Source organism: Paenibacillus sp. PSB04, from assembly GCF_025809195.1.
GTDB lineage: Bacteria > Bacillota > Bacilli > Paenibacillales > Paenibacillaceae > Paenibacillus_AQ > Paenibacillus_AQ favisporus.
This window is the reverse complement of sequence record NZ_CP081301.1, coordinates 4,018,861-4,040,832: the sequence shown is the minus strand read 5'-3', so window position 1 is coordinate 4,040,832 and position 21,972 is coordinate 4,018,861. Positions and strand designations below refer to the sequence as shown.

General features: G+C 53.4%; 22 protein-coding genes. 1 reads left to right on the top strand and 21 read right to left on the bottom strand.

What is annotated here, in order from left to right; all coding sequences use genetic code 11:
* Nucleotides 1–3 precede the first annotated feature (3 nt).
* Together K2F33_RS18790 and K2F33_RS18785 are read right to left on the bottom strand one after the other, a co-directional pair.
* Complete coding sequence (locus K2F33_RS18790; RefSeq protein ID WP_263878237.1) at nt 4–546, bottom strand: hypothetical protein; 543 nt, start codon at nt 544–546, stop codon at nt 4–6.
* Between the two features lie 14 nt (nt 547–560).
* Entirely contained in the window at nt 561–1,076 is a 516-nt protein-coding gene (locus K2F33_RS18785) for a hypothetical protein (RefSeq protein WP_263878236.1), read from the bottom strand.
* Nucleotides 1,077–1,261: 185 nt separating this feature from the next.
* Between K2F33_RS18785 and K2F33_RS18780 the strand changes: the two genes are divergently transcribed.
* Nucleotides 1,262–1,618, top strand: a complete 357-nt coding sequence (locus tag K2F33_RS18780) for a hypothetical protein (protein ID WP_263878235.1) — start codon at nt 1,262–1,264, stop codon at nt 1,616–1,618.
* Between the two features lie 160 nt (nt 1,619–1,778).
* On the opposite strand, the gene K2F33_RS18775 is transcribed toward K2F33_RS18780, so the two are convergent.
* From K2F33_RS18775 to panB, 19 genes are all read right to left on the bottom strand, one after another.
* On the bottom strand, nt 1,779–2,690 hold the full coding sequence (locus K2F33_RS18775) for a phosphotransferase (RefSeq protein WP_412973930.1): 912 nt from the start codon (nt 2,688–2,690) through the stop codon (nt 1,779–1,781).
* Nucleotides 2,691–2,980: 290 nt separating this feature from the next.
* The gene (locus K2F33_RS18770; protein ID WP_263878234.1) at nt 2,981–4,207 is read right to left on the bottom strand and encodes a hypothetical protein; all 1,227 of its coding nucleotides are present in this window, start codon (nt 4,205–4,207) and stop codon (nt 2,981–2,983) included.
* Nucleotides 4,208–4,249: 42 nt separating this feature from the next.
* Nucleotides 4,250–4,705, bottom strand: coding sequence for a hypothetical protein (locus K2F33_RS18765; RefSeq protein WP_263878233.1), 456 nt, complete (start codon nt 4,703–4,705; stop codon nt 4,250–4,252).
* Nucleotides 4,702–5,337 (bottom strand): RNA polymerase sigma factor, encoded by a 636-nt coding sequence (locus K2F33_RS18760; RefSeq protein ID WP_145023951.1) that lies wholly within the window; start codon nt 5,335–5,337, stop codon nt 4,702–4,704. The genes K2F33_RS18765 and K2F33_RS18760 overlap by 4 nt, the downstream gene beginning before the upstream one ends.
* A 108-nt stretch (nt 5,338–5,445) precedes the next feature.
* Nucleotides 5,446–6,333, bottom strand: coding sequence for an NAD-dependent epimerase/dehydratase family protein (locus K2F33_RS18755; protein ID WP_263878232.1), 888 nt, complete (start codon nt 6,331–6,333; stop codon nt 5,446–5,448).
* A gap of 288 nt (nt 6,334–6,621) precedes the next feature.
* Entirely contained in the window at nt 6,622–7,314 is a 693-nt protein-coding gene (locus tag K2F33_RS18750) for a DnaD domain-containing protein (protein WP_263878231.1), read from the bottom strand.
* 20 nt (nt 7,315–7,334) lie between these two features.
* On the bottom strand, nt 7,335–8,630 hold the full coding sequence (gene asnS, locus K2F33_RS18745) for an asparagine--tRNA ligase (RefSeq protein WP_076170891.1): 1,296 nt from the start codon (nt 8,628–8,630) through the stop codon (nt 7,335–7,337).
* Between the two features lie 44 nt (nt 8,631–8,674).
* Nucleotides 8,675–9,883, bottom strand: a complete 1,209-nt coding sequence (locus K2F33_RS18740) for an acetate/propionate family kinase (RefSeq protein ID WP_116229725.1) — start codon at nt 9,881–9,883, stop codon at nt 8,675–8,677.
* Nucleotides 9,880–10,752 carry a 3-hydroxyacyl-CoA dehydrogenase family protein gene (locus K2F33_RS18735; RefSeq protein WP_076170885.1) on the bottom strand — a complete coding sequence of 291 codons (873 nt, stop codon included), beginning with the start codon at nt 10,750–10,752 and terminating at the stop codon, nt 9,880–9,882. Before K2F33_RS18735 ends, K2F33_RS18740 begins: the two co-directional genes overlap by 4 nt.
* Nucleotides 10,753–10,876: 124 nt before the next feature.
* Entirely contained in the window at nt 10,877–12,379 is a 1,503-nt protein-coding gene (locus K2F33_RS18730; protein ID WP_263878230.1) for an AAA family ATPase, read from the bottom strand.
* On the bottom strand, nt 12,379–12,903 hold the full coding sequence (locus tag K2F33_RS18725; RefSeq protein ID WP_116229723.1) for a hypothetical protein: 525 nt from the start codon (nt 12,901–12,903) through the stop codon (nt 12,379–12,381). Before K2F33_RS18725 ends, K2F33_RS18730 begins: the two co-directional genes overlap by 1 nt.
* Before the next feature lie 464 nt (nt 12,904–13,367).
* The gene (locus tag K2F33_RS18720; RefSeq protein ID WP_212967863.1) at nt 13,368–13,886 is read right to left on the bottom strand and encodes a cell wall elongation regulator TseB-like domain-containing protein; all 519 of its coding nucleotides are present in this window, start codon (nt 13,884–13,886) and stop codon (nt 13,368–13,370) included.
* A gap of 41 nt (nt 13,887–13,927) precedes the next feature.
* Entirely contained in the window at nt 13,928–15,262 is a 1,335-nt protein-coding gene (locus tag K2F33_RS18715; RefSeq protein WP_263878229.1) for an amidohydrolase, read from the bottom strand.
* The gene (locus tag K2F33_RS18710; protein ID WP_076170875.1) at nt 15,216–15,902 is read right to left on the bottom strand and encodes a redox-sensing transcriptional repressor Rex; all 687 of its coding nucleotides are present in this window, start codon (nt 15,900–15,902) and stop codon (nt 15,216–15,218) included. Before K2F33_RS18710 ends, K2F33_RS18715 begins: the two co-directional genes overlap by 47 nt.
* 116 nt (nt 15,903–16,018) lie before the next feature.
* Nucleotides 16,019–18,880 carry an ATP-dependent DNA helicase DinG gene (gene dinG / locus K2F33_RS18705; RefSeq protein WP_263878228.1) on the bottom strand — a complete coding sequence of 954 codons (2,862 nt, stop codon included), beginning with the start codon at nt 18,878–18,880 and terminating at the stop codon, nt 16,019–16,021.
* Between the two features lie 153 nt (nt 18,881–19,033).
* Nucleotides 19,034–19,663 (bottom strand): tetratricopeptide repeat protein, encoded by a 630-nt coding sequence (locus K2F33_RS18700; RefSeq protein ID WP_076170870.1) that lies wholly within the window; start codon nt 19,661–19,663, stop codon nt 19,034–19,036.
* Between the two features lie 135 nt (nt 19,664–19,798).
* Nucleotides 19,799–20,182 carry an aspartate 1-decarboxylase gene (gene panD / locus K2F33_RS18695; RefSeq protein ID WP_076170868.1) on the bottom strand — a complete coding sequence of 128 codons (384 nt, stop codon included), beginning with the start codon at nt 20,180–20,182 and terminating at the stop codon, nt 19,799–19,801.
* Between the two features lie 3 nt (nt 20,183–20,185).
* The gene (gene panC / locus K2F33_RS18690) at nt 20,186–21,073 is read right to left on the bottom strand and encodes a pantoate--beta-alanine ligase (protein ID WP_263878227.1); all 888 of its coding nucleotides are present in this window, start codon (nt 21,071–21,073) and stop codon (nt 20,186–20,188) included.
* Complete coding sequence (gene panB, locus K2F33_RS18685) at nt 21,070–21,942, bottom strand: 3-methyl-2-oxobutanoate hydroxymethyltransferase (protein WP_263878226.1); 873 nt, start codon at nt 21,940–21,942, stop codon at nt 21,070–21,072. Before panB ends, panC begins: the two co-directional genes overlap by 4 nt.
* Between the last annotated feature and the right edge of the window lie 30 nt (nt 21,943–21,972).

The following is a 21,972-nucleotide window of genomic DNA, read 5'->3' as shown; positions in this document are numbered from 1 at the left end:
CGGTTAAATACCCGATTCGATTGTTTTGAAAAGGATGGTATAGGCGTTCTCCAGGTTTGAGAAAGGGTCGTTTTGTTCGTCCAAGACCAAGGAAAATGTTTTATTCTGCTCTCCCTTCTTCACATAACCTAACGCAAATTCATTAGATTCGGAAGTATTCTTCCGGAGCAAGCCCTCGCCGCTCAAGAGAGGATCCGGTATATTCGAAGATTGTAAAAAAAAGATCGGAACGCCGTCCTCTAAGTTCAGTTCATTTTTTTCCATAAGAGCTTCAAAATGAGGGACATGCTTCTTCATGATAAACACGGCATCATAGCGGGTTAAATTCGCGGTACCTTTCTCCAGATCTGCTTTATTTAAGGTTACAAAGCTAACGTTGTTCTCCCTTACAGAAGGCGCCCCTCCAACCACTCCGATCGTTAAGCTTCTGCCCTTATACTCAGGCATGCTGTAAGATTGGGGGACGGGAGCACATCCGGTAAGTAACAGTAGAAGCACTAACAGCGAGCAGCCGATGATTTTCAGGACATGTTCCTCCTTATTCAATAAGATATTACCATCTATAGCCCGGTTTCGATCTGCCTGAAGATATCGGAGTAAGCGCTTTTGACATTCGTCTCGTTTTTGGTGTCGTTGTACAAACCGGTGCCAAACTGGTGCCGTGTCCCTCCATCGTATCCAAGTACAAAGAAACCAGACAATGTGTCCGGAAAATCTTGATAAGAAATCGAAGCATCTATATAGGTAGGAAGGATTTTGGAAGGTTCGAAGAAAAAAAACGGAATTCCAGCAAGTTTATATATTTTGGCGTACTGCGGTGATGCGGCTGTCGGCAGCTCCTCTTTCATGATAAAAACGGCGTCGTATGAGGATAAGAACGAATCTCCTTTTTCCAAATCATCAAACGTAATTTGCTTAAAAGTAACATTACTCTCCCGCACCATCGGAACATCACCAATCACCCCGATCTTCAAGCTTCGGCCTTGATACAGCGGGGAGCTGAACGTATCTTTCTCTGGACTGCAGCCCGCTAAGATGAACACAACTAGCAGGAAAGCAGTCATTATACTTTTCAATCGAGCGCCCCCTTCAAACGCGATCGGTACGTCATTCTCTTTGTATAAAACGCTTTAAGTGAGAGGAAAGTAACGCCTGATTCCTTTATGTAGGCCTGTAAGACATCGAAAATCCGGGCTATAATGGGACAAAGGAAAATTCCGGCACTGCGAACTTTATCTGATAAACAAAGGGGAAATATATCGTGTTGAAAAAATGGTTTATCGGTGCTTCGGGAGCCTTGGTTCTGCTATCCATTATACTGTGGCTCATGCTTCAGACCCATCTTCTATACCCGGCTTTTCCGCTTCAAGGGATCGACAAAAAGACGGCATGGAATCAGGGCATGCAGTCCGGCGATACGCCTGCTGTCCTGCTGTCAGATGGGGAAAATACTTGGTATATCAGCCGGCTCAATTCTCAGCAGAATGGTCAGCGCATCATTTCCATGCTGGAGAAGCAGGGGTGGGACTATAAGGAGCATGAAGGGAGCGGCTATTTTTTTTACGAAAGGAGACCGCACCCTCATCGCCACTACCCAAAGATGGGGCAGCCGGTTTGAGCTAACCAAAATCCCCGACAGTTAAGTCGAGGTTTACTGCCTAACACTCGGGCAGCTGGCACCATCATTCTTAACAGGTTGGGGGGCGCTTTTCAAAAAAGTTTCATCCGTTCCCGTTGGACCACGACCATACGCTTCCCGAGGATCATTATCTGCCGTTTCAATCACCGGACAAAGCCCGGCGAATACTGGCCCGCGCTTCTTCCGCCACCCTGGCATCCTGGATTTGAACCGCCTGAGCCAAAAGGAGCATCGGAATAAACACGCCGATCAGCCTGGCCAGCAGCCTGGCTTCCTCATCCACTTCGCCATACTGTTCGAAGAACAGCTGCCTCTCTGCCGGCCCCAAAAAGCTGTAAGCGATATTGAGATCGCAGCCCGGATGGCCGACATTCAGATCTCCCCAGTCGATCACGCCGCTGATTTGTCCACGCTCGTCTGCCAGCATATTTTTAAAGTGCAGATCGCCATGGAGCATTACTTCCTGCGGGGTAATCCGGTCCACGGTAACACGGTGGTTCAAATATTTCTGGATGGCATCATACTCCTTCCTTGGCAGATGAGGCTTCAGGCTGGACAGGATGTCTACCATTTTCATCTTGCGTGAAGTTACGTCCGTCAGGTTCCGGTGGTCTTCCGAAGCCCCCGCTTCCCTTGCCGTTTCCACCGGAAACGAATGAAGTTTACGCAGAAAGCTTCCTAAAGAAGCCGCCGATAAACGCCGCTGTTCATCGGTCAGTCCAACGGGAAACGTTCCGGGTATATAAGTGTAACCCAGAAACGGAAATGGATACATCTCGCTTTCCAGTCCGTAGAACACCGGTTTGGGATAGGGAAGCGTAATGTAATCGCGAAGGAGCGGCAGCAGCCTCCCTTCTGTGCGCAGGAGTTCAACGGCGATGCTTCTTCTTGGAAAACGGAACGTATAGCGGTCTCCCACCCGATAAACGGCGTTATCCCAGCCTTCCCCAATCTGCCTGATCCGAAGTCCGGCCAGATCCGGGAACTGGCTTTCGATCAGCTCGCAGACCAAAGCGTCCGTAATGTGAATATCGGCATCCCACTGGTTCATAAGTACGATAACACCTCCATCTCAGTTATGTCCTGAGCAAGCTGTGGGCTTTCATGATAAAAACCTTCATACCCGATTCCGACCCGAACTCATGCTAGAGCATGGGCTATCATACCATTTCCTGAAACAGGAAAGCAATCGATATCGTGCTCCATTGGTTACCGCTATATGTCTTTTGTGCGTAAGGACTCGGTGTCACCATACTTATCCTCTTTAATCCCCATAAAAAACAGCCTGACTCAAGTCAGGCTGCATAAAGGGCCGAACAGTATCTTAGCGTGAATATCCGATTAAAAATCCCCGTGGCTTCTCTCCCGGCCGCTCGGTTTGGGCCCGGTCAACAGCCGGATGCCTACGCCGATCAGCAGCAGGGCTACGATGGCTGTTTTCAAGTAATGCGAAATCCGGTAATCGATATGGAACTCGGGAAACCGCGCTTCAAGCTCGGGAATGATCAGGCTCGTGGCGATATAATACACGCCGAGTGCCATCAGGCCAATGCCAAGCCACTTCTGGTGCAGCTTGATGCCTTCAATGACAGGCCGGTCGATGAGCGGCTCCCGCCCGTATCGGCTCGTCTGCTGCAGCCCGTCGAAGAAGGCGTAAAACCAGATGAGCGGAATGAGAAACATGAACAGGGACAGACGCAGCAAATCCAAGATGTAGACGCTCCCCAGGAAAATCACCATCAGCTGCAGCCCTCTTTTTTGCAGGCCCAGGTACATATGTCCGGCTCCCGGGAAAGCAGACAGCAGCGTGGCGAGCACTTTGCTGCGGCGCCCTCCCGCCCGGCCGGCCTCCATCTCGTCGAACAGGGTGCGGTCCTCAACCCGTTCGCCGGCCTGCTTGCGGTGGATCAGCTGCACGGCGTCAAACATGCAGTACAGCCAGATGATCGGCAGGATGCCGAGGAACAGCATAAAGAACGCATGGCTGGTCAGGCCGGTCAGGAAGAACATGACGGTCCCCAGCCCAAAAAAGGCGATCAGGAACGACAGGCCCCGCTGCATCAATCCCATATGAAGATGTCCAAGCCCCGGAATAAAGGAGAGCAAAATCGTAAAGAAGCGCTCGTTCTCCGGGCTGGGCTGCGGATAAGGAGGGTACGGCTGCTGCGCATACATTCCTTCCTGGGCAAATTCGGGTCCATTCCCCGGAAACCCAGGCTGCCCCTGCCCGCTAAATCCTCCCGGATAAGGACCGGCCCCCGGTTCCCAATGCGGAGGATAAGGCTGCGGCGGATACCCGGGTTGCGGAGCAGGCATGCGCACCAGATACACGATCAGGTCCAGCATGCAAATCCCCCATAGTATAGCCGCACACAGCAGGGTAAAAGCAAAAAACATGCCGCCTTCACCCAGTGCGATCGCCACCATTACTCCAAACAAAATGCCTCCAAAAAACAGCATGGGGTATATAACCCCTCTCAGCTTCCGTCCCATGTAGTAGTGGCCGAGGCCCGGGATGAAATTGAGGATAAAAGCAGCCATCTTACTGCGTTGTGGATACAAAGTCATCGTTCCTTTCCTTGATTCTGAATGGTCATCTATTCCCTCTTTTTATGGCTTCAGCCGGTCCAGCCAGCCTGTCGTCACATGAACGAGCTTTTCACCATACGTCGGCTGACCGCCGGTTCCCGCCTTGTGCAGCGTTTCCGGGCCCAGCTTGTCGAACCATCCGGTTGACAGGAATACGAGCGTAATGCAGGCCGCCACGGCGTAATGGAACATGCGATGTTCGTACCACCGCCGGCGCCAATTTTCGTTTGCTCCGCGCTCCGCATCTTTGTCATCGGAAGGAAGAGCATCCATGACGTTGTCGATGAACAACTGCTCATATTCGAGACCAGGCAGCTTCGGTCCCAAATCATTCATGACCTGCATGTATGCCGCCAGGGCCGAATCGTCCTCCAGCAGCAGCGACTCCAGCGAATCCGCTTTTTCCGGGGAGCAATCCCCCTGAATGTACTCCACCCAGTCCTGCGTCACCGGCTGGGAGCGCCCTTTGTGACTCATTTCCACTCCTCCTCCTTCCAATGGGTGCGGACCCAGCTTCTCGCCCGGTACAGCCGGGATTCCACCGTTTTGACGGCAATTCCCTGCTCCTTGGCGATCTGCTCGTAATTTTTTTCCTGAATATAAAAATGAATCAAAATTTCGCGGTGCTGCTGCGGCAGGCGATGTAACCTCCGCTCCAGCGTCTCTTTTTTCTCCTTCTTGACCAGCTGAGCCAGCAGATCCGCTTCACCGGAAGGCCACTGGTTCAGCTGCTCTGCATCCGCAAGCTGGTCTTCCCTGCGCCTGCCCAGCTTTCTTTTAGCATCGATGGCTTTATGTAAAGCAATGCGGGTCAACCACGTCTTGAATCCTTGGGACCGGTATTCGGAGAGAGATTTATACACTTGTATAAAGGCTTCCTGGGCCGCGTCCTCGGCTTCCTTGGCATCTTTCAGCACCGAGTAGGCCGTATGGAACACATGCTGTCCGTAACGCTCCACGAGCGTGCGGAACGCGCTTTGGTCGCCATCACGAATTTGCTCGATCAATGCTTCCTCGTCAATAACTCTCTCCTCCTTCCCGTATCTATAGACGCCGGCCCTCCGGGTTAACCCTGCATGTTTTTCAAAAAAAATTCGTGCCAATATCATCCAAAAGAAAAACAGCCCCTCCCCGAAGGAAGAGGCTGCCCTAAATTGCCGGTTGAATGAATCCGTGCCTGGCTGCCCCAGGCCAGCTGAAGCGCCACAAATGATTTTCTAAACATTCTCCTGCTGAGATAGCTGCTTGATCAAAGCCGGAACCCACGAGCGGATCGGCTTAAACGAATATCCCAGTCGCTCGGCTTTGGAGGTATCCAGCGTCCAGGACTCCGGTACGCCAAAAGGGGAAGCATTTTCTTTCGCCGACTCCCGCTGGATGATGGCTTTGCGTCCCGTTTCCTTCTCGATCCAGCCGATGATGTCCGACAGTTTGACATCCCCCTGCGAGCAGGCATTGATTGGCCCCTCCACACGCTGGGTTCTCAGCCAGCTCAGGAAAGAGGCGGCCTCTTCAGAATCGATCAACGACAGCTTGGCGCTCAGATTCGGCATGCCGATCGGAGTACCGCTTTGGATCCGCCGGATATGGAATTCAAGCCGCTCCGTGTAATCATCCTCCCCCAGCACGATCGGGAAGCGGACGGCGCATACCGGGAAGTCGGCCTTTTGGAAAAAGACAGCCTCGGCGAGCCGCTTGCCTTCCGCATAGGAGAAATCATCCTTGCCTCCCATCGTGATCGGATAAATGTACGGATTGACGTCCTTCTCCTGATTCCGGTGCGAAGAAGGATCGTACACCGACAGAGACGAGGTAAGTATGTATCTTTTGACTTTTCCCTGAAATACGTCACAGGCATCCTGAGCCGCTTGAGGGGAATAGCAGATGTTGTCATATACGACCTCCCACACCCTGCCGTCTGCCACGGCCTGGGCCAGAGATTCCTTATTCTCACGATCCAGCACCAGCCGCTCTACCCTGTCGCCAAAGGGATCCGGCGTGTTTCCTCTTGTCGCGATGGTGACTTCATGCCCATCCTCCAGCAGCCGCTCAACAAGCCGTTTGCCGAAAAAACGGGTACCGCCAAGGATCAGTATGTTCTTCATGGATATCCTCCTTTAACGTATAAAAGCTTTCAGCCCAGCTTCTTAAACACTATGAAATATTGTACCATACTCCTGCGTGCCGATCATGTTCCCGCCGCCCGCCGAACCGCCTTTTTTATATGGAAACGTCCATCGAACCGGCGCATAATCAGACGGAAACCAAACCGCTTCCAAGCAGCAGCTGTCCTTACACCTGATTCAAACCACACGGCCTAACCGTTCTGTTCAGACGCTAAAAAAGCGTACCTTTCCGTTTAACCGGAAAGGCACGCTTTCAACTCTCTGATGTCAGGCTCTGCCGCCGCCACGGAATTTTTGCGTGTAGGCTCTGGCATCCTCGGCACTACGCACCCGGTTGCGGCTCCATTCCAGCAGGATCCGGTCTATGTACCGAAAATGGACCTTACCGGCAAAGACCGCCTCCTTCAGCGCCATGCGGATGAGCTCTTCAGGGTAACGGTCCTGGTCCATCCAACCCGAAATCGTTTCGCATTCCATCGGTGAGAGAGGACGGCCGAATTCCTTTTCGAAAACGGTAAACATATTGCTGCTGTCCGTCTCCTGCTTGGCCGCCTTCTTCGTCCGTCTGTTCGCAGCCTGGGTCCGCTGCTTCTCCTCGCTCGCCAGGCACAGGCTCAGCTGATGATACAGACCGGACAAGTTGTACCGTTCATATTGAATACCGCGCAGCTCATCCAGCTCCTCATCGATGGCGATGAACCCTGCCCTCATCAGCTTCTGCAGCGACTCCGCAATCGACTGGGCGCCGGATCCCGTAACCTCCTCCAGCTCCTCCATCGTCGGAAAGTCCTTCTGCTCGACCTGCTTGAACGCGATCAGGTGAACAAGCAGCATCGCTTCGCTATCCGTCAGCTTCAGCTTGCGGTAATGGCGAAGCAGCACATACGGAATGACCGCCATGCCTGCCCCGAGTCCGGATGATGCTCCCTCGGCCCATGTCTTCCAACCTGCATTGTCCATGAGCTCCACCTCTTCCGGCATTATGGGTACAAGCGGTACAGCGTCCGCGGGAACGGAATCGTCTCGCGAACATGATCCAGACCGCAAATCCAGGCTACCGTCCGTTCCAGTCCGAGACCAAATCCGGAATGCGGCACAGTCCCGTATTTACGCAGGTCCAGGTACCATTGGTAGGCGTCCGTGGACAGCTCATGCTCCTTGAAGCGTTCCTCCAGCAGCTCCGGATCGTCGATCCGCTGCGAGCCGCCGATAATTTCGCCGTATCCTTCCGGAGCGATCATGTCAGCACACAGCACGACGTCCGGACGGTTCGGATCCGGCTTCATATAGAACGCCTTGATGCCGACCGGATAGTGCGTAATGAACACCGGCTTGTCGTAATTTTCGGCAATCGCCGTTTCATGCGGAGCGCCGAAATCCTCGCCCCAAGGGATATCGAAGCCTTGTCCATGCAAAAATTCGATCGCTTCATCGTACGTGATGCGCGGAAACGGCGCCTGGATGTTCTCCAGCTTGGATACATCGCGTCCTACCGCTTCCAGCTCTGCCCGGCAGTTTTTGACGACGGACTGCACCACATGCGTAATGAACTGCTCCTGCACACGGAGGCTCTCCTCGTGATCCGTAAATGCCATTTCCGGCTCGATCATCCAGAACTCGATCAAATGGCGGCGGGTTTTGGACTTCTCGGCACGGAAGGTCGGTCCGAACGAATACACCTTCCCGAGGGCCATCGCCGCGGCTTCCATGTACAGCTGACCGCTCTGCGTGAGATAGGCGTCCTCCTCGAAGTATTTCGTATGGAACAGGTTCGTGGTCCCTTCTGCGGACGTCGGCGTCAAGATCGGCGGGTCCACCAGAGTAAAGCCGTTCTGGTCGAAGAACTCCTGCACAGCGCGGATAATTTCGGCGCGGATCACCAGGATCGCCCGCTGCTTGGACGATCTGAGCCACAGGTGGCGGTGATCCATCAAGAAGTCGACGCCATGCTCTTTCGGCGTAATCGGATAGTTCTCCGTCAGATGAATGATTTCCACATCCGTTACCGTCATTTCATAACCGGACGGGCTGCGCGGTTCTTCGCGCACGACGCCTGTGACGTACAGGGAGCTCTCCTGCGTCAAGCTTTTCGCGTCTTCCCACACTTTATCGGTGACTTCGCTCTTGACGACGACGCCCTGGATGTATCCGGTGCCGTCGCGCAGCTGCAAAAATTGAATTTTACCGCTGGAACGCTTGTTGTTGATCCAGCTGCCAATCGTGACGGTTTCGCCCACGTGCTTGCTTACGTCACGAATTACACATTTGGTGGCCATGCTTCAATCTCTCCCTTAACTTTACTTGCCTGTATCCCTTCAGCCTAGGCGTTCAAGGATTGAACGATCCGGTTGGTATCGCGGGCGATCACCAGTTCCTCGTTCGTCGGAACGACCAGCACTTCCACCTTGGAGTTCTTGGAAGAAATGCGGCGCGGTTCGCCGGAACGGACGGCGTTCAGTTCTTCGTCCAATTCCACGCCCAGGTAAGTCAAATTTTCGCATACTTTTTTACGCAAAACAACCGAATTCTCACCGACGCCCGCCGTAAAGACGATCACGTCCACGCCGTTCAGCGCGGCTGCGTATGAACCGATGTACTTGCGCAGACGGTATTCGTACATGTCAAAGGCCAGCTTGGAATGGGCATCGCCCTTCTCCATTCCTTCGGTAATTTCGCGCATGTCGCTGCTGATACCGGAAATGGCCAATAGACCGCTGTGCTTGTTCAGCATGGAGTTCACTTCGTTGACCGTCAGCTCTTCCTTGTTCATCACGTAAGGAACGATCGCCGGATCCAGGTCACCGCTGCGCGTACCCATCATCAAGCCTTCGAGCGGTGTCATGCCCATGGAGGTGTCGACCGATTTTCCGCCATCCACGGCGGTAAGGCTCGCCCCGTTACCGATGTGGCAGGTAATGATCTTCAGATCTTCCAGCGGCCGGCCCAGGTACTCCGCTGCCGCTTTGCTGACAAAATCATGCGAGGTGCCATGCATACCGTAACGTCTGACTTTGTATTTGTTGTACAGCACTCTCGGAATGGCATACAAATAAGCCGTCTCCGGCATGGTTTGATGGAAGGCGGTATCAAACACGACAACCTGCGGAACGCCAGGCATATTCGCCTCCGTTGCTTTGATCCCCAGCATGGATGCAGGGTTATGAAGCGGCGCCAGATCAAACAGCTGGCGGATTTTAGACTTGGCTTCCGCATCCACCAGAGCGGATTCCTTGAAAAATTCTCCCCCGTGCACGACCCGGTGGCCGACCGCCTGGATTTCATCCACGGATTCGATCACGCCGTTCTCTTTATCCGTCAGCAGGGCAAGCACTTTGCGGATCGCCGTCGTATGCTCCAGAATTTCGCTGACCTCGGTCACGTCCGGGCGGCCGGTAGGTTTATGGGTAACGATGGATGAGTCCATGCCGATCCGTTCTACGAGTCCTTTTGCAAGTACGCTTTCGTCTGTCATATCATACAGCTGGTATTTCAGCGAAGAGCTGCCAGCATTGATCACCAAAATTTTCATACGCGGTCACCATCCTTGTCATACTTGAAGAAGCCTACTCCTGTTTTCACGCCCAAATGCCCGGCACGAACCATTTTCTTTAGCACGATGGACGGGCGGTATTTCAGTTCGCCGAACTCGCGGAACATGCGCTCCAGAGCGGCCAGAACCGAATCCAGACCGAAGCGGTCCGCCATTTCGAGCGGTCCGTGCTGGAACGAATAGCCGATCCGCATAGCATCGTCAATATCTTCCGCGGAGGCGACGCCTTCCTGCAGGATATGAAGCGCTTCGTTAATCATCAGGCAGATCATGCGGCTCGTCACAAAGCCTGGGGACTCATAGACCATGATCCCTTTCTTGTCCACGACTTCCTCCACAAAACGCTTCGTTTCCCCGAACGTGGAGTCAGACGTCTTCAGGCCGCGGATAATTTCCACGAGGTCAACCTTGCTGACAGGATGGATAAAGTGCAGGCCGATGACACGCTCCGGATACATCGTCGTGCTCGCAAGCTCCGTTAAGCTGAGCGTAGAAGTATTACTGGCGAGAATAATATGATTAGGACACACTTGATCCAGCTGGGCAAATACTTCCTTCTTCGCTTCGAGATCCTCCGAAATGGTCTCAATGACCATATCGCAGCTTCCCAGCTCAGCAAAATGGACCACCTTTTGGATTCGGCCCAAAATGAGCTTTTTCTCCGCTTGGGTGATCGCCCATTTCTCCAGCTGCTTATCGAGACTCGTTTCGATCATGCTGTACGAATAATCGAGTTTCTCCGGCGTTTTCTCGACCAGCAGCACGTCCAGGCCTCTGGCGGCCAGCATTTCGGCTATGCCTTGGCCCATCGTCCCCCCGCCGATAACACCAATTTTTTTAAAGTACATGTTTCTGCTCCACCTTCCATGGTCTTCTATATTTATTGTACCCTTCTTGTCGAAAAATACATTTACGACCCAACTTATAATAATAACGCAGCATTAAAAAAAAGTAAAAAAAAGAGCCAGCGCATCAGGCTGGCAGTAGTGAAAACTCATGAAACAGCTTGCGGAATTGTTCGCCGGACAGCGTTTCTTCTGCCAGCAAAATATCCAGAGATTTGTCGAAAATGATCCGGTGGTTCTCCAGAAGGCTGCGCGTTCTGCCCATCAGGTCTTCCAGAATCTTATTGTTCACCTTCATCAGCTCTTCGGTCGTGACCATATCCATGTTTACGATGCCAAGAGACGTAAGGCCGGATCTCATCATCGTCTTGACGATGTCGAGCGCCTGTTCAAAGTCGTTGCTCGAACCGGTACTGCGTCCGCCGTAGAAAATTTCCTCCGACGCCGCGCCGCCGAGAGCAATCATGATCTGCTCTTCCAGGAACGATTTCGTGTACAGGTACTGCTCCGACTGCGGGTTATGGCGCACGTAACCGAGCGCCTTGCCGCGTGGGCTGAGGGCCACCTGGCTGACACTGCCCGGACGTACCAGCTCTGCCATGATGGCATGTCCAAGCTCATGGATGGCGACGCGTTTCTTCTCTTCGATCGTCGATTCACGGTCGGTGCGCTCACCCATCATCACCTTGTCGATGGACATGGACAGATGGCGCTGCTCGATCTCTTTCAGACCTTCACGCATCGTGTAGATCGCGGCTTCGTTCATAACGCTCTCCAGTTGGGCGCCGGAGAAGCCGTAAGATTCCTCGGCGATTTTATCGAGGTTGACATCCTCGTGCAGCGGCTTGTTCTTCGCATGCAGCTCCAGGATGTGCTTGCGTCCCTTCTTGTCAGGCAGGTCCACCTGAATATGACGGTCGAACCGTCCCGGACGAAGCAGTGCGCTGTCCAGCATCTCCTTGCGGTTGGTCGCCGCAATCAAAAGGATTCTCGGGCTGTCCGATGAATAGATGCCGTCCATCTCGGTCAGCAGCTGGTTCAGCGTCTGATCGTATTCGCGCTGCTGCCCGCCTTCGCGCTTGCCGCCGATGACGTCGATCTCATCGATGAAAATGATCGCGCTCTGCTTGTTCTCCTTGGCTGCGCGGTTTCTCGCGTCGCGGAACAGATCCCGGACACGGCCCGCGCCGACGCCGACGTACATTTCTACGAACTCACTGCCGGATGCGGCAACGAATACCGAATCCGTGTAATGTGCGGCCGCCTTGGCCATCAGCGTCTTCCCTGTTCCGGGAGGTCCCGTCAGCAGAATTCCTTTCAACGGGCGAATGCCGAGCTTCTGGATTTCATCATGACGGATCAGGAAGTCCAGTGCCTCGCGCAGTTCCTGCTTGGCATTATCCTGGCCGCCGATTTCTTCAAAAGTGAGCTTCTTCGGCCCGCCCTTTTTACGCTTGCGTTCCGAAGCAGCACCTACCGTCAGTCCGCCTCTCATATTGGTCATAAACAGGAGTCCGCCGATCATCACGCCGGCGATAATGAGAGGGATGACATTGACCCCTACAAAAGCTAGAAAAATGAATAATACCGGCACAAATCCGATCAAAATTTCCTTCAGCAATTTAGGCATTATTCCCACACTCCCATCTTGCCGGGATCACGGGGCAGAACAAGAAACTTACTTGAGCTGCCGTCCGTCAGCGTGATATAGACATTTTTCGTGTCCATTTCGGCTTTCGTCTGAATTCCGGTACCCTTAGCCAGATCCTGCAGCTTGACCGGAATTTCCGTATAGCGCTTGTTTTCCATCGCTTCGGCTACAGAGAACATCGCTTTATCCCAATACTGGTTCAGCTTGTCCGATGAATGATCCACAAAATCGAACTTCAGCGTCCGGGTGCCGACGACGGATTTGCCTTCGGTGGAGATTTTATCCGCCAAATCAGCCAAATTTACATTCGGCTTCAAATCGAGTTTCAAATCCACCTGATCGCGGGTAATATTAAAATGTGCGTTATTCACGCCCTGATAATTGCTGACGATTTTTTGCAGCGGACCCTGCAGGGTCGTTTGCCGATAAAAGAACCAGCCGCCAAACAGTACGGCTACCGAAACCACAACAGTTATAATAATAGGCAATGGACGCAATTTCACTTGTTGTCCCCCTTTCGAAATGGTAAAGCAAAAAAAAGTAAACTTTAGATGACAAAAATAAATATTTCGTTAGCGGTTCAAGTCCATTGGTAGGCCATCATGCTTCTGTTCCAGTCCGATTCGATGGATGGTTTTGCGCTTGTCGCGAAACACAAGCATCTCTTCGTTAGATACACGCATCTGACCGCACTTCTATATACCATGTTTTTCAATAAAGAGCAGAAAAATCTTGTTCCAAGCTGAAGCGGGCTGCTGAATTTTACTGAAAAACGCTATCCTCTAATTATAGTACAATCCGGGCTGTTCGTCATATATATCTCTTCAATACAAATAAGAGTATATCACATTGTATATACTAAATCGAAGGTAAAGTGTGAATATATTTTAAATATTATCCTTTGTAAGCCAAAGAACCCCATTTGAGGATGAGGTTCTTTCTGCATGATATGGCCGTTTAAACATAATCATCGATTGGGCAGCGTGAACGGGCTGCCGATTTCCGCTCCGTCGCTGAACCGGTAAAATTGATAGTAATAGTGATCTTTCACCTTGTAGAACAGCTGCCATACGTATTCTCCGTTATAAACACCCGGTACGAGGCGCATGTCTTTGATGCCGGGAATGGTGCTTTTGATTTTGGCCTTCATCTTCTCTTTGGACATACCGCTGCTCAAAAGCTCTTGATGTACGGTATTCTGGCCTTCCTTGGGTTTTCCCTGATCGGTGAACTGCACCCAGACCATGACCTCCTGGCCTGTCTTGTTCGTCCCTTCCACGACCCAGTAGATGCTGTTCTGGTCCCACACCGACTTTTGGGCATCGGCGACCGACACGATTCCGGCTTCCTGCTTCGCTTTGGCAATAGCGGTGTCCTTTTCGCTCCATTGATCCTGCAGCACGTAAATAAAATAACGGTAAGCGCCGAAAATGATCAGCAGCAGGGCGACAATGCCGAGAAAGATCCATTTTTTCTTGTTCTTCAACCTGAACTTCCTTTCTGAAAGGTGAGCTAATCATCCCGGTCTTATCGGGAGAGAAGACCTTCAAAAGCCGCTTGGGCTTCCCTGCGGATGCGTTCCTCGTCCAGGGTGAGACAGCTGCCGTGCTTCACGACCTGCTTCCCGTCCACCCAGACATGCTCAACGTCCTTCGCGCTGGCCGAATAAATGACGTGTGAAATGAAGTCCGTACGCGGCAGAAAATGAGCCTGATCCGTATTCACCGCGATAAAATCCGCCTTCATCCCGGCCTCAAGTGCACCGACTCCCTCCAGGAACAAGGATTGGGCTCCGTAGATCGTGCCCATACGCAGTGCTTCCGCCGCGGGAACCGCCGTCGGATCTCCCGAGACGCCCTTATGTATCAAAGCGGCAAGGCGCATTTCTTCAAACATGTCCAAATTGTTGTTGCTCGCCGCACTGTCGGTTCCCAGGGAAACCGTAATGCCTGCCTGCATCATGTCGGTAACGCGGGCCACACCGCTCGCCAGCTTCAGGTTGCTGCCAGGGTTGTGTGATACCGTCACGTGATGCTTCGCCAAAATGTCGATTTCCTCGTCTGTTAAATGGACCGCGTGTGCCAGAATCGTCGGCCGTGAGAACATGCCGAGCTTCTCCAAATGAATCGCCGGACGCGTTCCATAATCGCGTACGTTCTGCTCCACTTCCGCCTTGGTCTCCGACATATGCGTATGCATCGGCAGATCCAGGTCATGCGCCGCCTGAACGAACTTCTCGATAAAATCAGGAGGGCATGTGTACGGGGCATGCGGAGAAATCATTGCCGTGATCCGGCCGTCTGCCTGCCCGTGCCAGTCCTTGGCGAACTGAATGGCTTCGTTCAGCTTGTGCCGCTGCACATCCTCCGGGCACAGACCGATGACACCCCGGGTCAGGGCAGCGCGCATGCCGGATTCAGTCACCACTTTGCCCACCTGATCCATATGATCGTACATATCGAGGAACGTCGTCGTGCCGCCCTTCAGCATTTCAAGCACGGACAGCGAAGTCCCCCAGCAGACGTCACTGGACGTGAATTTCGCTTCCATCGGCCACATTTTTTCCTGCAGCCATTCCTGGAGCACCATGTCATCTCCGTAACCTCGCAGCAGCGACATGGCGGTATGTCCATGGGTGTTGATCAGGCCCGGCATAAAAAATAAATGCGTGCCGTCGACGACCTGTACGCCTTCCTCCAGCTGCGGCTCATCTTCACCGATATAGGTGATGCGGTCGCCCTCAATGACCATCCAGCCGTGCAATACCGGCTGCTCCGGCCGCAAAACGGCAAAGCTGCCGTTCTTGATGGCCCATTTAGGATTGGCGCTCCGGCTGCTGGAGCTCTTCAAATTGTCCGTCATCTTCCGTGTCGTCCTTTCCGTTGTTCAAATAATAAGCCAGGCTGAGCAAATCCGTCGTAAAATCGGCGGCATGGATCCGGATGCTAGCCGGCGCCTTCAGAATCGTCGGCGCAAAATTCAGAATCGCTTCGATCCCGGCCGCAATCAGCTGATCGGCGACGTTTTGCGCTTCGAAATCCGGGACGGTAATGATCCCGATCCGGATATTTTTGCTTTGTATCGTTTCTTTCAGCTCATCCATGGCCTGTACCGTCAAGGTGTTGATCCGCGTGCCGATTTTGGACGGATTGGCGTCAAACACGGCCACGATCTTCATATTCTCCTTCAGGTAAAAGTTATAGTTGGACAAAGCTTGACCAAGATTCCCCGCTCCGACCAGCACCGCGTTGATCTGCTGGTCCAAATTCAGAATTTGACGGATCTTCTCGATGAGATAGGACACGTCATACCCTATCCCCTTACGGCCAAAATCCCCGAAATACGCCAAATCCTTGCGGATCTGCGCCGGGTTGAGATCCAGCTTCTGCCCGAGCTCCTGGGAGGAGACCGTGGCCACCTCCCGCTTGTTCAGCTCATTTAGATATCTAAGATATATAGGCAATCTGCGGACAACCGCCTCGGATATTTTCTCCGATTTCATGCATGTTCCCCCTATTGAACGGCTTGAATATTTATTTGGTTATATAGATTGAACTAAAGTTGTGCATTGAACTTCCTGTTCTAACCGCTTTAGTTCATTCTATCTAATGGACTCATTTAAGACACACCGTCCTGATGAAGCCATTCAGAGATGCGCGGAACCATCTGGTCTGTCTGCATATGCTCCATTTTCGGTCCAGGCAGCGAGTACAGGAAGTACTTCCCGTAATACGATTCGATGACACGCGTATCGTATACGATGACGATGCCCCGGTCGTGGGCGGTGCGGACCAGCCGCCCGAAGCCCTGCTTGAAGCGGATGACGGCCTGCGGGACCGACAGCTTCATGAACGGGTTCTTCTTCTGGCGCTGCAGCAGCTCGCTCTTCGCTTCCACCAGCGGATGGTTCGGCGGCTGGAACGGGAGCCGGACGATGGCCAGGCACGTCAGCGCTTCACCCGGGATGTCCACGCCTTCCCAGAAGCTGCTCGTTCCAAGCAGCACCGAAGCGCTGCTGTCCGTAAACCGCCGGATCAGCTTCGTGCGGCTGCCGCTGTCTACGCCCTGTCCAAGCACGGCGATGTCGCTTTGTGCAAGGGCTTCTTTCAGCGGCTCGTATACCTGGCGCAGCATGCGGTATGAGGTGAACAGCACCAGCATCCGGCCGTGGGTCGCGATCGCGGCGTCCGCTAGTGAGCGGGCCAGCGTTTCGACAAACAGGGCGTCCCCGACGCTTCCCTTCACGCTTGGAAAATCCCGCGGAATGACGAGCAGCGCCTGGTCCCTGTACCGGAACGGGGACGGAAGCTGGACCGTCACAAGGCGTCCGCTGTCCTGGTCCTCCTGCAGTCCGAGGTTATCGATCATATACTGGAACGATTTATCTACGGATAAGGTGGCGGACGTCAGGATGACGCTCTTTTTCTTATCAAAAAACAGTTCCTTGAGCTGCTTGCTGACGTCAACCGGAACAGCGTACAGCTGGAGCGATTTGCTGCGGAAATGGCCGCTCGCTTCCATCCAGTACACGACGGTTTCGTCGTTCAGCGTCATAAAGAAGCGGAGATTCTCCCGCTCGGAGCTGAGGTCCTTGAGCAGCCCGCCGATATCGGTGATCAGGCTGTCGGAACCGTAATCATCCTGCTCCTCCTTGTATTCGGCCAGCATCTTTTCACCTTTGCGGACGATTTCCCCTACCGTGACAAAGATCTGGTTTTCGAGCGCCGCCAGCGTCTCCCACTCTTTCGGCTTTTTCCCCGGCTGAAGGCGCAGCGTATACTGGCCGCCGTCGCCGGGAGCAGCGTCGCTCCGTTCCGGAAGCAGGCTGAAGAGCAATTCGCTCAGCTTGTCCCAGTGCTCTTTGACATCGACCAAATCCTCGCTCATCCGGTCGATAACGGCGGTCCATTCACCGGCCTGCTCATAGGCCGACGATTGAAGCAGCTGGCGAAGAGCCGGCAGCTGCCCGCTCCGGGCGTCCTTATAGAGCCGTGTCAGCGTATGGACGACCGTAAAGTACTTCAAATGAAGACCGAGATGCTTGCCGGCAACGTCTTCCAGGTGATGGGCTTCGTCGATCACGAGCCGCTCGTAGGAAGGCAGCAGCTGATGGCCTGCCTTGACATCCGTAAACAGCTTGGAATGGTTCGTTATGACGACATCCGCGATTCCGGCTTCATGCTTGGCCCGATGGTAATAACACTTGCGGAACCAAGGGCAGGCACGGCCCTGACAGGAGTCCGAGTCGCTGCTTACGGTCTCCCAGAAGTCTCCCGCACGGCCGCCGAGGCTCAGCTCCTCGTCATCACCCGATTCGGTCTGGGCGAGCCAGACGATCATCTGGGCGGCTGTGATGGTGTCTTCCTTCGGATTGATAAAGTCTCTTCTGTTTATTTTATGTTCAAATTTTCTCAAACACAAATAGTGCTGTCTGCCTTTGAACACGGCAGCCTTGAAAGGAAATGGCACGACCTGTGTCAAGAGTGGGATATCCCGCTCCCGGAGCTGCTCCTGCAGGTTGATCGTATGCGTGCTGACCATCACCTTCTGGTCCTGCTTCACGCTCTGATAAATTGAGGGGATCAGGTAGCCGAGCGACTTGCCCGTCCCGGTCCCGGCTTCGATCAGCAGATGCTTGTCCTGATCCAGCGCATTCATCACCTGGTCGAACATGATCGTCTGCGGCTCGCGCTCCTCGTAATGAGGCATAATATCGCGCAGCCGTTTTTCGATCTCGGCCAAATATTCCTTAAACTCGACGCCTTTGAGCGGATTGTCGTCCACGTCGTCGCGCGGCGGGGCCATTTCGGTCCAGTCTTCCACCTTAAGCGCCAGCTGGCGGTAAAAGGTGTGGCTGTTCAGATCTTGAGCGGGTTCCCGCTCCTTCTCCTGGCAGAGACCGTCGAAATACCAGCCGAGGTCGCTGTCCTCATCGGCAAACAGCTCGGCCAGCCGCTGCAGCGTAATCAACGGCAGGCTGTTCAGCTCATCCAGGCACTTCAGCAGAACGTATGCCGTCGCCAAAGCGTCGCTGTCGGCCTGATGCGGCCGGTCATGCTGAAGACCGAAGTGTCCGGTCACCATGCCCAGCTGATAGGAAGTCAGCGAAGGGAAGCATATTTTGAGCAGGTCGAGCGTGTCCAGAATTCGCCCAGAGAACGGCAAATAGCCGCACCGGTCGAGTGCGTTTTGCAAAAAATTAAAATCGAATGCTACATTATGCCCTACCAGGACCACGTCGTCGAGCAGCGGCACGAGCTCCATCATCATTTCTTCCAGGGCCGGAGCTGCGGCCACATCCTCATTCGTAATGCCGGTAAGTCCCGTAATAAACGGAGGGATTTCGATACCCGGGTTGACATAAGAGCCATACACCTTTGAAATCGTCCCATCCTCTTCTATAATGGCAAGTCCAACTTGAATAATTTCGTCTGCGGACTGGTTGCCTGTCGTTTCGAAGTCAAGTACGGCAAATTTCATGATTCCTAAATCCTTTCGTCCAGTCTCCTTAACAGCATAACAGAAGATTTCACATTTGAAAATTCAAGGAAGGAAAAACTTGAACTTCCGGTTCTATAGAAAAAGACGACACCCGGCGCTTTCCGTGCAGCGGGCATCGTCTTCTCACATGCATTACATCAGCGATATTAACTGGCTTCCATAATGAAGCTGACCGCACTGTTGCTGGCAAACCTGCAGATTCATTAGCGGATCCGGGAACGAGGGATCATGCGAAAGCGCCAGCGTAAAATAATCCTGGGCCTTGCCAAGCTGCCCTTGCATCGCCTCGACACAGCCAAGCGCATTCAGCACCATCGCCTTCAGCTTGGGATGCTGGGCAAGCGGCAGAATCCACTGGAAATGATGGCGGGCTTCCGCCGGCTCCTCCAGGTGCAAATACGCCATAGCCAAGTACATCCGGGCCAAATAGCTGTCGGGAAATTCAAGGATCACCTGCGCAAATTGCTGGGCCGCCTGCCTGTACATCAGCAGCTTGAAATATCCCTGCCCCCGGATAAAGGAATCCATCTCGACCTCGGGCGTTTCATGCTGCGGAAATACAGGCGCGATCTTGGCCTGCTCCCGGAAAGCGCCCATTTTCTCTTCAAAAGACAACCATTCTTCTATGATGCCGTCGCTCATCGTTTTGAGCAAATTCCACTTTTGGATCAGCTGATGCTTTTGGGCCTCCTGCGCTGTGGGGTAATGTTTCACGATTTCGTCTAACATGTTGTTCATTTCCGCGAATACATGCTGAAACATGGCTGCATCCCACCTTAAACAAAAATGAAATCAGTGCGGTCACCTGAACTCATTTTTTGTTAACCCGGGCTTTTTCATTCCCGCTCCGGGCTGCCATTCCTTGTCTTAGCTTCCCCGCGCATACCCGACAAGTCCTTAAATAATCGTGGCGTGAACCTCTTTGCTCATCGTGTTCATCGGCTTGTTGGATTCATTCACAAAAACTACCGTCGGCTTGTGGCTCTTGATTTCCTCATCGGACATGACGGCGTAGGATATAATAATGACGGTGTCACCGGGCTGAACCATGCGGGCTGCCGCCCCGTTCAAACAAATCACACCGCTCCCGCGGGGACCTGGGATGACATAGGTTTCCAGACGCGCCCCGTTATTGTTATCCACCACTTGGACCTTTTCGTTCTCCAGCAGGTCGGCGGCTTCCATCAAATCTTCATCGATCGTAATGCTTCCCACATAATTCAAATTCGCTTCGGTTACGGTCGCACGGTGGATTTTGGATTTCATCATCGTTCTGTACATCGGTCAATTCGCCTCCTTGGGATTAAATAAACGGTTATCGATCAGGCGCGTCCGACCGAAACGGACGGCTAGGGCAATCAGGACGGCCTCGTCCTTCCGGCTGATTTCTTCGTCTTCGGGATAAGGCTGAAGCCCAGGGAAAGACACGACCTCGGCGTATTCGATATCGGCCACCGGAGACTGGCTGATGATGCGCTGCAGGAGGTTTCGAATGTCCCCGGCGGTTACCGCCGTCCCCTCGCTCACAGCGGCCGCAGCCTCGCGCAGAGAGCGTGACAGCACGAGCGCCTGCCGGCGTTCCTCTTCGCTCAGGTACACGTTGCGCGAGCTTAGAGCTAGGCCGTCTTCCTCACGTACGATCGGGCAGGGAACAATCTCTACGTTCATGTTGAGATCCTGTACCATCTGCTGAAGCACGGCGACCTGCTGCACATCTTTCATGCCAAAATAACCTTTATCGGGCTGAACGATGTTGAACAGCTTGCTCACCACCGTCGTCACGCCGTCAAAATGTCCCGGACGGGAGGCGCCGCACAAACGGGTCGTAATGTCCGATACTATGATTTTGGTCTTGGTCGGCTGCGGATACATCGTCTCCACCGACGGAAGGAAGACCAGGTCCGCTCCTTCCGCTTCGGCCAGTGCCAGATCTCTTGCTTCGTCACGCGGATAAGTTTCGTAGTCCTCGCCCGGACCGAACTGGATCGGGTTGACGAAAATGCTGACGACGACAATCCCGTTATCTTTGCGGGCACGGCGGATTAAGCTGCCATGCCCCTCATGCAAATAACCCATCGTAGGAACCAGGCCGACCGTGGCTTCCGGTCCCAAATTTATTTGTAGCGCCCGTATACCGCTGCGCAGTTCTTCAATCGTTCTTACAGCTTTCATGCGTGTCCCACCTTCTCCTTTCCTTTGCCGTATAAGTTCTCGACGACCTGATCGTCTGCCGTAAATACATGGGTCTCATCCGGAAAAGAGCGGCTCTTCACGTCATGAACGTACTGGCTGATCCCGTCGCGAACGATCGTTCCGATGTCACCATAGGTTTTGACAAAACGCTTGTCGCGATACGGGGATGCGTACTTAAACAAATCATGGAATACGAGCACCTGGCCGTCGACATACCGTCCGGCGCCAATCCCGATGGTCGGAATCGACAGCTGCTCGGAAATATAGCGGGCCACTTCCTCCGTTACCAGTTCAAGCACAACGCCGAATGCCCCTGCTTTTTCGAGAGCCTTCGCATCTTCCAGCAATCTGGCGGCATCCGCCTCGTCTTTACCTTGAATCCGGTAACCCCCGATCTGGTTCACCGACTGCGGCGTTAAGCCGATGTGGCCAAGCACGGGAACGCCGGCTTTGACGATCGTTTCCACCGCGGTGCAGATTTCGCGTCCGCCTTCCATTTTCACGGCATGGGCATGACCGTCCTGCATCAGGCGTTTGACGTTGTCCAGCGTGCTGTCGATGCTTCCGTGGTAGGTCATAAACGGCATATCAGCCACGATAAATGTATGCCCGGCGCCTCTGACAACCGATCTCGTATGGTACACCATGTCGTCGATCGTGACCGGCAGCGTGGAATCATAACCGAGCACCACGTTCCCGAGCGAATCCCCGACCAGAATCATGTCCACGCCGGCTTCCTCCGCCAAGCTCGCCGAAGGATAGTCATAGGCGGTTACCATGGAGAGCGGGATGCCATCCGCCTTCATCTTTTTCATTTTCACGATATTCAGTGGTTGTTTGTTTGCCATTGTGCTTCTTCCCCTTTCGATGGGTGTGAA